Raw genomic sequence first — 13,832 nt, forward strand, 5'->3', positions numbered from 1 at the left:
CGTTTTCGTTTATGGAGCCGGTGGGAGTCGAACCCACGTCCAAACACCTGCCAGCTTATTTGTCTACAACCATAGGCTATGTCTTGATTTAACTGAGAAACGGTACATAGCTCAAATCTTTCCTCAGCGAGTCTGTCAATCTCTTTTTAACCAGCCAGACAATGGTTAAACGTAGCTTGCTAATCATAAGACTTCCGCCGAAACACAAGCAATCTCGTGGAAGTCACACAGGCTGGTTTTTAGGCAGCTACTGCGTAAGAATTTGTATTTTTTGCAGTTATATTTAACTGGCATTTTTACATCTGCCGATGAGTCGCAAAATAAGCCGCATAATGCCTGTCGAATCCGTAACGACCCCAAACATTATCCGTGAAAATAGTATAGCAAAATACAGAAAAAATAGCAAAAAAATACCCTAATATGTTATCATAATATTATGAAAATGAAATTAAGCAGGCGCTACCTGATACTGCAAAAGATTATCCAGATTTTAGGCGTTTTAGCCTTAATTGCTTCTGTCATTCTGGTTATCTGGTTCTATAAATTGGGCATTTTAAATGACAGCAATGCCTTAAAAGATCTGGTTCACCGTCACAGAGTCATAGGACCTTTGATTTTTATACTCGTGCAGGTTTTCCAAATTGTTTTTCCCGTTATTCCAGGCGGCGTTACTACGGTTGCCGGATTTCTGATTTTCGATACCTGGCTTGGTTTCATTTTAAATTATATTGGTATTATCATCGGCAGCGTCATGCTTTTTCTTCTGGTTAAATGGTTTGGCCGAAAATTTATTCTGCTCTTTATGAAAAAAGAAACCTTTTATAAGTATGAAGCCAAATTGGAAAGCGAGACTTACGAAAAGCTCTTCATTTTTTGTATGCTGTCTCCGGTTTCACCGGCCGACATCATGGTTATGATCACCGGTTTGACTAATATGACTCTCAAGCGTTTTACAACGATTATCGCCATCACTAAACCTTTATCCATCATTTCATACAGTTATTTTTGGATTTACGGCAGCAAATTCTTGGAACATCTTTTTAAATAATCAAAATGGGAAAGCTCATAAAATTCCCCCATACATGCAAAGCGAGTCTGGAAAATGTATTCCAGACTCGCTTTGCTGTTTCTTTATCAAAAATCCACCTTGAGGGAATCGAACCCCCATCTCAAGAACCGGAATCTTACGTGATATCCATTACACTAAAGGTGGACAACACTGATAATTATACCATAGTTTTGCCAATTTGGCTGCAAATTTAGCAAAATTATTTTATCTGTTCATCAATGTTTTTTAATCCAGCTCCAAACCGCCTGTATAGAGACGATAATAGGTACCTTTTTGCTTCATCAGCTCTTCATGGCTGCCCCGTTCGATAATGCGTCCGTGATCCATGACCATAATCAGATCTGAATTTACAATGGTAGACAGCCGGTGGGCAATGACAAAAACAGTTCGCCCTTCCATCAATTTGTCCATACCGTCCTGTACCATTTTTTCCGTTCGGGAATCGATAGACGACGTGGCTTCATCCAAAATCAGCACCGGAGCGTTGGCTAAAGCTGCACGGCCAATGGCAATCAGCTGGCGCTGACCATTCGACAGGCTGGCACCGTCTGATTTCAGCAGGGTTTCATAACCATGGTCCAAATGGTGAACAAAACTGTCAACATTGGAAATGCTAGCTGCTTCTAAAATCTCTTCCTGAGAGGCATTTTCACGGCCATAGGCGATATTTTCAGCAATAGTTCCTGTAAATAAATGCGTATCCTGCAGAACAATGCCCAAGGATTTTCGCAGCGAAGCTTTCTTTATCAGCTTGATATCAATACCGTCATAAGTAATAGAGCCTGACTGAATATCGTAGAAGCGGTTAATCAGGTTGGTAATGGTTGTTTTCCCGGCTCCCGTAGCTCCGACAAAGGCAATTTTCTGCCCTTGTTTAGCTTCAAGATTGATATCGTAGAGAATCTGCTTGTTATCATCGTAGGAAAAATTTACATTCTTAAAATTAACATTGCCGACCAAAGGTACTAAGGCAAAGTCCCCGTTTTCACGCGGATGCTTCCAAGCCCAAAGATTGGTCTCTTTGTCGGTCACTGTCATTTGGCCGTCAATCAGTTCATAGTTGACCAGAGTAACGATCCCATCATCCACTTCTTCTTTTTCATCAAGCAAGCGGAAAATGCGGTCCGCACCGGCCAGAGCCATTAGAATAAAATTCAGCTGCTGCGATACCTGAGCGATTGGCTGGGTGAAAGATTTGGTCAGCTGCAAAAATGATATCAATCCGCCGATTGTCAGCCCGCCCAGTCCGGAAATCGTAAAGGTTCCTCCGATAATCGCTACCAATACATAAGACATATTTCCCAGATTTGCAAGGGTAGGCATCAGGATATTGGCATAGGCATTAGCTTTATAGGAGGATTCAAAGAGTTTCTCATTGATGGCATCGAATTTTTTAGCAGATTCCTGCTCATATACAAAGGCTTTTACTACCTTTTGACCGGCCATCATCTCTTCTATATAACCATTTTCGGCCCCCAGATTTTTTTGCTGCTGGCCAAAATAAAATTTGGATTTGGCAGAAATCGTGCGAATAGTAATCACAATGATAACAATCATAGCAGCAACTACTAAAAACAAGAGCGGGCTTACCAGCAGCATTGATACGGTCACACCAATGATTGTAATGGAGGAGGCCAAAAGCTGCGGAAGAGACTGCTCGATAGCCTGACGCAGGGTATCAATATCATTAGTATAAACGGACATGATATCCCCATGCTGGTGCTGATCAAAATATCTAACGGGAAGCTTTTGCATGCGGGCAAAGAGCTGATCTCGCAGCGTCCGCAGGGTATCTTGGCTGACAATAGCCAAAATCAAACTAAAAGCATAGTTAGCCAGAACACCCGCCAAACAGAAAATTCCTAAGCGTACTAAAAAATAAAACAGCGGTCCAAAGTTTTTATCGTCACTCTGTGAAATGGGGATAATATAGCTGTCAATCAGTGTTTGAATAGAGGCTGTCAAATAGACTGTTGCCAAAGAGGAAACAGCAATTAAAAGAAAGGAAATCAGCAGGCGCAGCTTGTATCTTTGCCAAATGTAGATGAAAACTCGGCGGATAGAAGCCCAAGAATTATCAGGTCTTTGTTTGTTACTCATCTTGGTCACTTCCTTTCGTTTGGGTTTCATAAACTTCCTGGTAGATTTTATTGGTTTGCAGCAATTCTTCATGGCTGCCCAGACCATTGATTTTTCCATCGTCCAGAACAATGATTCGATCAGCATCTTCAACAGATGAGATTCTCTGAGAAATAATGATTTTAGTTGTTCCCTGAAGACTGGCAGCCAAGCCCTCCCGAATTAATTTATCCGTTTTGGTATCAACAGCCGATGTCGAATCATCCAAAATCAAAATTTTAGGATTGGTCAGCAAAGCGCGGGCAATGCACAAACGCTGGCGCTGTCCTCCGGATACATTGGCACCGCCGCGCTCGATCATTGTATCATAGCCGTCTTCAAACTGGGCAATAAATTCATCTGCCTGCGCAATTTTACAGGCAGCAATAATTTCTTCATCTGTCGCCTCTTTATTGCCCCAGCGCATGTTTTCTTTGATTGTTCCGGAAAATAGGACATTGGTTTGTAAGACCATGGCTACCTTGCGCCGGAGAGCATCCAGATTATAGTCGCGGACATCTCGGCCGCCGACCTTTACAGAACCGCCATCAACATCATACATGCGTGCCAAAAGCTGCACAAGACTGGACTTGCCGGAGCCTGTTCCGCCTAAAATTCCAATGACTTCACCAGATTTGATCGAAAGATTGACATCCCTTAAAACCAATTTTTCTTCAGACGTTTCATAGCCAAAATCAACATGTTCAAATGTGATAGAGCCGTCTATTACTTCTGTCAGTCCGTTTGGAGGTGAGACGATCGTTGCCTGTGTCGTCAGAACCTCTGAAATCCGCTCCACCGATGCCATTGATATGGTCAGCATGACAAAAATCATGGTGAACATCATCAGTGACATTAAAATCGTTATCGTGTAGGAAAACATGGAAGTCAGCTCACCTGTCGTAAATTCTTTGGCAACAATCAAATGAGCGCCCAGCCAGGAAATCATGATGAAGGACGAATACATGGACAGCATCATCGCAGGATTATTGATGATGACAATGCGGATTGCCTTGACAAACATTCCATAAATCTTGCGGGAAGCGCCTTGAAATTTCTTGGTTTCTTCTTCCTCTTTAACATAAGATTTTACAACCCGCATATTGGTGATATTTTCCTGTACACTGGAATTCAATTCATCATAGGCATTGAAGACTTTCCGAAAAAGCGGAAAAGCAAACTTTAATACGCCTGCCAAAACAAGAGCCAGAAACACAGCCACATAGACAAAGATCATGGCCATCTTAGCATTGATAAAAAAAGAGACAGTAATGGCAAAAATCAGATTGAGCGGTGCACGCACGCAGACACGAATGATCATCTGATAGGCATTTTGTACATTGGTAACATCAGTCATCATCCGTGTTACTAAACCGCCCGATGAAAAACGGTCTATATTTTCAAATGAGAAAGTCTGTACCTTGTTGTAGAGGGCACGCCGCAGATTTTTGGCAAAGCCGGCAGAACCAAGTGCCCCATAGCGAGCAGACTGCATGCCGCAGGCCAAAGACAGCAAAGCCAAAACAACCATAAGTATGCCATACTTAATAATATTTCCCATATCCTGTTTATTAACGCCGTAATCAATAATATAAGACATCAAAAAGGGCAGGGCTATTTCAAAAATGACTTCAAAAAACATGAACAATGAGGCCAGCAAAGAGGGCTTCTTGTACTCTTTTATTTGGGCCAGCAAAGGTCTAAGCATCCATTTCCTCCTTATCAAAACTCTTGTTTACCCTACCCTAAAAATGAAAAGGGCCAGGCTTTTTAAATAGCAGCTCCTAGTAAGCATCCCAAACTTATAAGGACTATGCCATTTTAGCATGAATCACTGTCAGCTCTTTGATGTTCAAAAAGCAAGTCAAACCATACTAACCATTGGAGCAAAAAAGGACTGGAAATACTAGTTTTCCGGTCCTATAGAAATATAGAAATTCTCTAATGAATTATAATTCAATATCACCAAACAAATCAGCCATTGAGAATCCAGTTTGTGTTTCCGGAAGCTCATAATCTTGTTTGTCTTGACGTCTTGGACGGCGAGGACGTGACTGACGTTTTTCACCGCTGTTTTCATCTTGAGCTGGACGCTCTTCAAGAGCCTTGATTGAAAGTGACACACGTTCATCAGCAGTATTAACATCAAGAACTTTGACAGTTACATCTTGACCGACTGAAAGAACATCTTTTGGATTTTCAACACGCTTGTGCGAAATTTGTGAAATGTGAACCAGCCCGTCAATACCAGGAAGAACTTCAACAAAAGCACCGAAGTCTGTCAAACGCTTAACTTTGCCTTCGATAACATCGCCCGCAGCAAGTTTTTGTTCAACACCATCCCATGGTCCGGGAGTTGTTGCCTTAAGAGAAAGTGACACACGGCCGGCTTCTTCATCAATGGCAAGAACTTTGACTTGAATTTCTTCACCGACTGTAACAACAGATTTTGGTGACACATTGCGTTCATGTGATAACTCACTGACGTGTACCAAGCCGTCAACTCCGCCAAGATCGATGAAAGCACCAAAGCTTGTCAAACGGGCAACAGTACCGGTAACAATATCGCCGACAGCAAGTTTTGAGAAGACTTCTTTGCGAGCTTCTTCTGCTGCTGCCTCAACAACATCGCGGCGTGAAAGGATGAAACGATTTTCTGCAGGATCAACCTCTTTAATCTTAGCTTCAAACTCTTGACCGACAAATTTTTCGGTATTGCGTACGAAACGTGTATCAATCATTGATGCCGGGATAAAACCGCGCAATCCTTCAAATTCAACTGAAAGTCCGCCTTTAACAGCACGTGTTCCCTTGACCGTTACAACTTCGCCTTCGCGGCCGACAAGTTTATCCCAAGCTTTGCGAGCTTCCAGACGTTTTTTAGAGACAAGGAAAGTCACTGTATCTGTATCTTTTCCGACAACTTGACGAAGGACAAGCACTTCAACTTTATCGCCCGGTTTAACCAAATCGTTAATATCCGCATTGCGATCATTAGTCAGTTCGCGAAGCGTCAATACAGCTTCAACACCTGTTCCATCAATAACAAGGTTTGCCTGTTCACCATCTACAGTTAACACTTCTGCAGTAACAACATCACCTGGATTTACTTCACTAACACTGTTGAGCAAATCTTCAAATTCATTCATTCTAAAAAAACCTCCGACAAGAAATAAGAAATCTTATCTCTTGATAACAATATATTTTCACAAGGTAACCCGCAAGGACAAACAACAAGACGCATATCACTGACGGCCTTAGACTCGGTCTAATACCTCTGACTGGGGTAGCTGGATTCGAACCAGCGCATGAGGGAGTCAAAGTCCCTTGCCTTACCGCTTGGCTATACCCCAAACTAAATCATTCGTACTCAGAAAACTCGTAAAACGAAGTTGAACACGACCTAAAATCCTAGTGAAAAAGACAAACTTCCTAGCGTTTTTAACAACGCTTCGTCAGTTTTCTATTTTCATACGGATTTTTTAACGGTCTTTGTATCCTGAGTATGGAAGGGGAGGGATTCGAACCCCCGAACCCGAAGGAGCGGATTTACAGTCCGCCGCGTTTAGCCTCTTCGCTACCCTTCCAGTGACAACTAAAGATTAGTTTATCATAATCTTATGTCAAAATCAAGCCTTTTCTTAGTTTAGTTATTCAAATTGTAGGCCTCAATAACAGCTTCTACAGCGGCTTCTAAATTTTTATGAAAATCAACAGCCTCACCGTTTTTCACTGCTGCATATTTTTCATCAATCTCAGCAATTTCACCGATAACTCTTTTCCCGACTGTCAGCTGATAGCCTGTCATTTTCGCACCATTGACTTCAACTTGAGCATCGCTGATCTGGATTTCAATTTTCTTATCTTTTTTACGCATAATTTACCTCTCAAATATTTTACAAAAAAAAAGAAAAGCTTGCAAGAGCAAGCAAATTTTTCTTTTTAGTCATTGACCTTGTAAATCCATCCTTCCGGTGCTTCAACGTCACCAAACTGGATACCTGTCAGCTCATCATAGAGCTTACGTGTTACAGGTCCTACTTCCGTTTCACTGTAGAAAACATGGAAGTCATCGCCGTGCTGAACACCGCCGATTGGTGAGATAACGGCTGCTGTACCGCAGGCACCTGCTTCAACAAATTTATCCAAATCATCAATTCTGACATCTCCTTCGATGGCTTTCATACCGAAGCGTTCTTTAGCCAAATAAAGGAGGGAGTATTTAGTGATTGATGGCAGAATGGATGGGCTGAGCGGTGTGATAAATTCATTATCTTTTGTAATGCCAAAGAAGTTTGCCGAACCCACTTCTTCAATCTTAGTGTGGGTAGCCGGATCAAGATAGATAACATCAGAGAACTTATGATCCTGAGCAACTTTGCCCGGCAGAAGACTGGCTGCGTAGTTGCCGCCGACCTTGGCTGCCCCTGTTCCGTGAGGCGCTGCACGGTCATAATCATCCTGAATCAGGAAATTAGTCGGTGCCAAACCGCCCTTGAAATAATTGCCAACCGGCATAGCAAAAACGGTAAAAATATATTCACTGGCCGGATGAACACCGATAACATCACCAACACCGATCAGTAGAGGCCGCAGATAAAGTGTCGCACCGGTACCGTATGGCGGTACATAGTCATCATTGGCGCGTACCACTTGCTTCACAGCGTCAATAAATTTATCAGTTGGTACCTGAGGCATTAAAAGGCGGTCAGAAGTCCGCTGCAGACGCTCAGCATTCATATTCGGACGGAATAATTGCACGGAACCATCTTTGGTGCGGTAGGCTTTTAGTCCTTCGAAAGCCTGCTGACCATAATGAAGAGCCGGTGAGCTTTCTGAGATGTGAAGCGTTGCATCTTCTGTCAGTTTGCCGTCGTCCCACTTGCCATCTTTATAATAAGAGATGTAACGAAATGGAAGCTTGTGGTATTCAAATCCAAGGTTTTCCCAGTCTAAATCTACTGTCATGTTAAATTCCTCTTTCTTCCTTTTTTCTTTTTCTATTGTACGCTTTTCCCAAAAATTTTCAAGTGTTTTTTCGTAAAATTCTGAAAATTCCTTAAAGAAATAAAACCAGACAGTCACATCACAGCTTCTGCCTAGCTTTATCATATTATTTCAAAGATTTCAGTCCTTCCGTCAGCGCACAGAACCATGGAAATATTCTCAGTATGAGTTTATTCTGGCAGAAAGCACGCCCTCATCGGAAATGGTATCTGAAATGAAGCTGCCGTTGCTGGTGCGCTCAGACATGGACAGCTCAGCCAGATTGACATCGTAAGCTGCCGTCTGTGATCTAACCTCAAGAACTTCCGCCTGCCCGCTGCTAGAATCTGCTGTCGTAAACAAATCAAGCTCCCCTGCCTTTGTTTCGGAAAAGACGGGGCCGGCCGCAAAGACACGGTGCGGCTTGTTCTTGAGTTCGCGCAGTACCTGCAGGCCTCTTTTAGCCCGGCCGGTAAGCGGAATAAGGCTGACAGCCATTCGTTTTAAGCTGCCTCGCTGGGTCAAAATATAGATGCTGTCCGTATTAGCGATAAAGGCACTGGCCACATAATCGCCATCTTTGAGATTAACAGCTTTGACACCTGCAGCCTTAGGCCCTACAATCGGTACTTCCTCAATATTGAAACGCAGAGCGTAACCTTTGTTGGTAACCAGCATGATATCGTCCAGTTTGATTGGTGAGATGGCGACGATGCGATCGTCATCATTTTTTAATTTAGCATACTTGACGGATTTTGTTTTATAGCTGCGCCATGGGGTTAAATCTTTACGCTCGAAACGCTTAATTTGCCCCAACTGGGTAGCCGCATAATAAGTGCCTTCTTCAAAATGATCCACCAAATCAACATAGAGAATTTCTTCGTCTGTAGCAAAATTAGTAACCGTCTGACTGAGGTGTTCACCGATTTCTTTCCAGCGGATATCCGCTAATTCATGAACAGGCCGGTAAATAACATTGCCCAGACTGGTAAATAAAAGCAGACTTTGAGTCGTCTTAGCGTTTTTAATAAAGACAGCGTCATCATCGTCGCGCTTGCCCAACTCCTCAATCGTTGACGCATTGAAAGAACGCGGGCTGGTCCGTTTGATATAACCGCCGCGGGTAACACTGACAAAAGTTTCTTCCTCAACAATGAGGCTGGCTGTGTCAATCTCTATCGTCTGCGCTTCGGCCTGTAATTCGGTCAAACGCGGGCTGGCAAATTTCTTTTTGACCTCACGCAGCTCGCGCTTCATGACATTGTACATGGTCCGCTCATCACCAATGATTGCAGACAGGGTCGTGATTTGTTCACGCAGGGCTGCGTCTTCTTCTTGCAGGGTCACAATATCGGTATTGGTTAAGCGATAAAGCTGCAGGGTGACAATCGCTTCGGCCTGCTCTTCGGTAAACTCATAGCTGACTTTGAGATTTTCCTTGGCATCAGCCTTGTTCTCAGATGCACGGATAAGCGCGATGACTTCATCCAAAATGGATAAGACCCTGATAAGTCCCTCAACGATGTGCAGGCGCTTTTCTGCCTTTTCCTTGTCAAATTTAGAGCGCGCAACAATAATATCCTTGCGGTGGGCAATATAGCTGGACAGCATAGGAATAATGCCGACTTGACGCGGCGTATAATTGTCAATAGCCACCATGTTAAAGTTATAATTGATCTGCAGATCCGTATATTTGAAAAGATAGTTTAAAATAATCTCTTCATCGGCATCTTTTTTGAGCTCAATAGCAATGCGCAGACCGTCACGGTCAGATTCGTCGCGGACTTCAGCAATACCGGGCACCTTGTTGTTAATGCGGACATCGTCAATCTTTTTGACCAGCACAGCCTTATTGACCTCATAAGGAATTTCTGTTACAACAATCTGCTTTTTGCCGCCTTTGAGGCTTTCAATCTCCGTCTGCGAACGAACAGCTACGCGGCCTTTGCCGGTTTCGTAGGCCTTGCGAATCTCATCCTTACCCTGGATAATGGCTCCTGTCGGAAAATCCGGACCGGGCAGAAATTCCATGAGTTTGTCCAGTTTGGCCTTTGGATGGTCAATCATATAAACAACCGCATCAATGACTTCGGCTAAATTATGCGGCGGAATATCGGTTGCATAACCTGCAGAAATCCCAGTTGCACCATTGACGAGGAGATTTGGGAAAGCGGCCGGCAAAACAGTCGGCTCTTTCTCCGTATCGTCAAAGTTCCAGGCCCAAGGCACGGTGTTTTTGTCGATATCTTGCAGCAAGTAGCCTGCAATTTCAGACAATCTGGCCTCTGTGTAACGCATGGCAGCGGCCGGATCACCGTCCATGGAACCGTTGTTCCCGTGCATTTCAATCAAAGTTTCTCTGTTTTTCCAGTCCTGGCTCATGCGCACCATGGCATCATAGATGGAGCTGTCACCGTGCGGGTGGAAATTCCCCATGACATTCCCGACAGATTTGGCAGACTTGCGGAAGCCTTTGTCATGCGTATTGCCATCTTTATTCATGGAATAAAGAATGCGGCGCTGAACAGGTTTCAACCCATCACGAATATCAGGCAGCGCCCGCTCCTGAATGATGTATTTGGAGTAGCGGCCAAAGCGCTCTCCCATGATATCCTCTAAGGATATGTTTTGAATGTTTGACATTTTCTAAATATCTTTCTTTACTTTGTTTTTTGAAAGCTCCTTTAAGTAGTGGGGGCGGAAGCGAACCTACAGTTCCATTCCTAATTTGAGAGCCAAAGTCTCTCAAATCCCCTCGAAGATAATTATTCTACGATATGAGAAAACAAAATCAATACTATTTTGTTTTCGAGCTAGTGAGCGAGTTAGCTTGTTCGCCTTAGCGGCAAGCGTCTTTTCATTAGATGCTTTAGCATCTGTTTCAAATAACCAATCAAAATACCGTATTCTCTTCCAAGGTAAACTTGACATTATCTTCAATCCATTTGCGGCGGGGTTCGACCTTATCTCCCATAAGGACGGAAACGCGGCGTTCGGCACGCGCCAAGTCTTCAATGGTGACCCGGATGAGGGTGCGGCTGTCAGGATTCATGGTGGTTTCCCAGAGCTGGTCGGCATTCATTTCGCCTAACCCTTTGTAGCGCTGAAGAACAGCGCCCTTGCCGAACTTCTTGCGCAGGTCTTCCAGCTCTTGGTCGGTCCATGCGTATTCGACGACTTCTTTTGCTCCTTTGCCTTTGGACATTTTATAGAGCGGCGGCAGAGCAATGTAGACATGGCCTGTCTCAACCAGCGGCCGCATATAACGGTAAAAGAAGGTTAACAGCAGGGTTTGAATATGGGCACCGTCCGTATCGGCATCGGTCATAATAATGATTTTGTCGTAGTTGGAATCTTCAACCTTGAAATCGGCTCCGACACCGGCACCGATGGTATATATCATGGTATTGATTTCTTCATTTTTGATAATGTCTGCCATCTTGGCCTTGGCAGTATTAAGAACCTTACCGCGCAAGGGCAGAATGGCCTGAAACTTCCGGTCACGCCCCTGTTTAGCTGATCCGCCGGCAGAATCCCCTTCGACCAGATACAATTCATTTTTCTTGGGATTTTTGGACTGGGCAGGAGTTAACTTACCGGATAAGAGTCCCTTATCTTTTTTGCTTTTCTTACCGTTGCGGGACTCATCACGCGCCTTGCGGGCTGCCTCTCTGGCATCCCTGGCCTTAATAGCCTTGCGGACAAGATTGGAAGCCAGTTCCCCATTTTCCATGAGGAAGAAAGTCAGCTTATCAGAAACCAAGCTGTCCACAATCGGCCGTGCCAAAGGGCTGCCCAATTTATCCTTGGTCTGTCCTTCAAACTGCAAATGCTCTTCCGGAACCAAAACAGACAGTACCGCTGACAAGCCTTCACGGTAATCAGAGCCCTCTAAGTTTTTGTCCTTTTCTTTCAGCAGACCGGTCTTTCTGGCATAATCGTTCATAGCCTTGGTAATGGCAGATTTGAGCCCCGTTTCATGGGTTCCGCCATCCTTGGTTCGAACGTTATTAACAAAAGACAGGATATTATCTGAAAAACCGTCATTGTACTGCAGGGCAACTTCGACCTGAAAATCGGACTCTTCGCCTTCAAAGTAAATCACCGGCGTTAGTGTTTCCTTGTCTTCGTTGAGGTACTCAACAAAGTCCTGCACGCCGTTTTCATAGTGAAATTCCACATGCTGTGCTTCTTCCGGACGCTTATCTGTCAGTGTCAGCGTCACATTTTTGAGCAGGAAGGCAGACTCATTCAGGCGTTCAGCAATCGTATTATAAACAAAATCAGTTGTTGAAAAAATACCTGCATCCGGCATAAAAGTGACCTTGGTGCCGGTTTTAGATTTTGGCGCTGTGCCGACCTTTTTTAAGGTTGTTGCCGGTTTGCCCCCATTTTCAAAACGCTGCTTATAAACCGTACCGTCCCTAGTAATCTCAACTTCTAACCAGCTGGACAAGGCATTAACGACAGAAGAGCCGACACCGTGCAGACCGCCGGATGTCTTGTAGCCGCCCTGACCGAATTTACCGCCGGCATGGAGGACTGTAAAAATCACTTCCACGGTTGGAATCCCCATGGCGTGCATCCCTGTCGGCATACCGCGGCCGCTGTCAGAAACGGTTAAGGAACCATCTTTATTAATCGTCACATCAATGCGCTCACCGAAACCTGACAGGGCTTCATCGACCGCATTGTCTACGATTTCCCATACCAAGTGGTGCAGGCCGGTGCCATCGGTTGATCCGATATACATTCCCGGACGCTTGCGGACAGCATCTAAGCCTTCCAGTACCTGAATGGCATCATCATTATAATTAGTGATTGTAATTTCTTTCTTAGCCAAAACTGACCTCCGATTATTTCATCTTTTTTATCTTACAAGTTTTTTGGAAATTTTGCAAAGTTATTTTTGAAAATCAAGAGATTTTCCCCAGAGGATTTGGTATAATGAGACTATGAAAGTCGTTATTTTTTTAATCATTGCCTACTTGCTGGGCTCTATTCCTACCGGACTGTGGATTGGTAAGTATTTTTACGGAAAAAATCTAAGAGACTATGGCAGCGGAAACATGGGAACGACCAATACCTTTCGTGTTCTTGGTCCTAAGGCAGGTTCTGCAACCTTTATCATTGATATGCTGAAAGGAACTCTGGCTACTGTACTGCCCATGATTTTTGGCGTCAGCGGCGTGACACCTCTTCTCTTTGGCTTTTTTGCCATTTTGGGCCATACCTTTCCCATTTTTGCCGGATTCAAAGGCGGCAAAGCTGTCGCAACCAGTGCAGGAATTTTGCTGGGCTTAGCACCGCTCTTTCTTATTTACCTGCTGATTATTTTTGCCCTTGTTCTTTACCTGTCCAGCATGATTTCGCTGGCCAGCGTAACAGCAGCAAGCGCAGCTATTATCAGTGCTTTAATTTTCCCTGCCTTTCATTTTCTCCTACCATTTTACGACTGGCTTTTTACAGCTATTATTATTCTGATTGCGGGCATTATCATTGTCCGTCACAAGGATAATATGATCCGCATCAAAGAAAAAAATGAAAATCTCGTCCCCTGGGGATTAAACCTGACACATCAAAAAAAGAAGGCTGACTAGCCTTCTTTTTAATATTTAAAGCGAATTAAACCTGGGCTACAAACGGCAAAAGGGTTCCA

General features: G+C 43.9%; 9 protein-coding genes, 3 tRNA genes and 1 other RNA gene. 2 read left to right on the plus strand and 11 right to left on the minus strand.

Annotated elements, in window-relative coordinates; all coding sequences use genetic code 11:
• Positions 1-9 precede the first annotated feature (9 nt).
• Positions 10-358, minus strand: a transfer-messenger RNA (tmRNA) gene (gene ssrA, locus AC4HAN_RS03235).
• 78 nt (positions 359-436) lie between these two features.
• Here ssrA and AC4HAN_RS03240 point away from each other — a divergent pair.
• Entirely contained in the window at positions 437-1,048 is a 612-nt protein-coding gene (locus AC4HAN_RS03240; protein WP_491091167.1) for a TVP38/TMEM64 family protein, read from the plus strand.
• A 93-nt stretch (positions 1,049-1,141) separates the two neighbouring features.
• Here AC4HAN_RS03240 and AC4HAN_RS03245 read toward each other — a convergent pair.
• From AC4HAN_RS03245 to parE, 10 genes are all read right to left on the minus strand, one after another.
• A tRNA-Arg gene (locus tag AC4HAN_RS03245) sits at positions 1,142-1,213 on the minus strand.
• Positions 1,214-1,294: 81 nt separating this feature from the next.
• Entirely contained in the window at positions 1,295-3,199 is a 1,905-nt protein-coding gene (locus AC4HAN_RS03250) for an ABC transporter ATP-binding protein (RefSeq protein WP_491091168.1), read from the minus strand.
• Positions 3,162-4,895, minus strand: a complete 1,734-nt coding sequence (locus AC4HAN_RS03255; RefSeq protein ID WP_491091169.1) for an ABC transporter ATP-binding protein — start codon at positions 4,893-4,895, stop codon at positions 3,162-3,164. The genes AC4HAN_RS03250 and AC4HAN_RS03255 overlap by 38 nt, the downstream gene beginning before the upstream one ends.
• Before the next feature lie 241 nt (positions 4,896-5,136).
• Positions 5,137-6,336 (minus strand): 30S ribosomal protein S1, encoded by a 1,200-nt coding sequence (rpsA, locus tag AC4HAN_RS03260; RefSeq protein ID WP_491091170.1) that lies wholly within the window; start codon positions 6,334-6,336, stop codon positions 5,137-5,139.
• A gap of 132 nt (positions 6,337-6,468) precedes the next feature.
• A tRNA-Gln gene (locus AC4HAN_RS03265) sits at positions 6,469-6,540 on the minus strand.
• Positions 6,541-6,693: 153 nt separating this feature from the next.
• Positions 6,694-6,774 (minus strand) — tRNA-Tyr (locus AC4HAN_RS03270).
• Positions 6,775-6,833: 59 nt separating this feature from the next.
• Positions 6,834-7,064 (minus strand): DUF2969 domain-containing protein, encoded by a 231-nt coding sequence (locus tag AC4HAN_RS03275; RefSeq protein WP_027975956.1) that lies wholly within the window; start codon positions 7,062-7,064, stop codon positions 6,834-6,836.
• A gap of 65 nt (positions 7,065-7,129) precedes the next feature.
• The gene (locus AC4HAN_RS03280; protein WP_491091171.1) at positions 7,130-8,299 is read right to left on the minus strand and encodes a branched-chain amino acid aminotransferase; all 1,170 of its coding nucleotides are present in this window, start codon (positions 8,297-8,299) and stop codon (positions 7,130-7,132) included.
• 54 nt (positions 8,300-8,353) lie between these two features.
• Positions 8,354-10,816, minus strand: a complete 2,463-nt coding sequence (gene parC, locus AC4HAN_RS03285) for a DNA topoisomerase IV subunit A (RefSeq protein WP_491091172.1) — start codon at positions 10,814-10,816, stop codon at positions 8,354-8,356.
• 250 nt (positions 10,817-11,066) lie between these two features.
• Complete coding sequence (gene parE / locus AC4HAN_RS03290) at positions 11,067-13,016, minus strand: DNA topoisomerase IV subunit B (protein WP_491091173.1); 1,950 nt, start codon at positions 13,014-13,016, stop codon at positions 11,067-11,069.
• Between the two features lie 112 nt (positions 13,017-13,128).
• Between parE and plsY the strand changes: the two genes are divergently transcribed.
• Positions 13,129-13,773, plus strand: coding sequence for a glycerol-3-phosphate 1-O-acyltransferase PlsY (gene plsY, locus AC4HAN_RS03295; RefSeq protein ID WP_491091174.1), 645 nt, complete (start codon positions 13,129-13,131; stop codon positions 13,771-13,773).
• Positions 13,774-13,832: the final 59 nt, after the last annotated feature.

Source organism: Streptococcus sp. ELY_86 (genome assembly GCF_058314495.1).

What these genes read in the sequence shown, in the direction of transcription:
- AC4HAN_RS03240 (WP_491091167.1), top strand. Translation starts at nt 437, where the DNA reads ATGAAAATGAAATTAAGCAGGCGCTACCTGATACTGCAAAAGATTATC.
- AC4HAN_RS03250 (WP_491091168.1), bottom strand. Translation starts at nt 3,199, where the DNA reads ATGAAACCCAAACGAAAGGAAGTGACCAAGATGAGTAACAAACAAAGA.
- AC4HAN_RS03255 (WP_491091169.1), bottom strand. Translation starts at nt 4,895, where the DNA reads ATGCTTAGACCTTTGCTGGCCCAAATAAAAGAGTACAAGAAGCCCTCT.
- rpsA (WP_491091170.1), bottom strand. Translation starts at nt 6,336, where the DNA reads ATGAATGAATTTGAAGATTTGCTCAACAGTGTTAGTGAAGTAAATCCA.
- AC4HAN_RS03275 (WP_027975956.1), bottom strand. Translation starts at nt 7,064, where the DNA reads ATGCGTAAAAAAGATAAGAAAATTGAAATCCAGATCAGCGATGCTCAA.
- AC4HAN_RS03280 (WP_491091171.1), bottom strand. Translation starts at nt 8,299, where the DNA reads ATGATAAAGCTAGGCAGAAGCTGTGATGTGACTGTCTGGTTTTATTTC.
- parC (WP_491091172.1), bottom strand. Translation starts at nt 10,816, where the DNA reads ATGTCAAACATTCAAAACATATCCTTAGAGGATATCATGGGAGAGCGC.
- plsY (WP_491091174.1), top strand. Translation starts at nt 13,129, where the DNA reads ATGAAAGTCGTTATTTTTTTAATCATTGCCTACTTGCTGGGCTCTATT.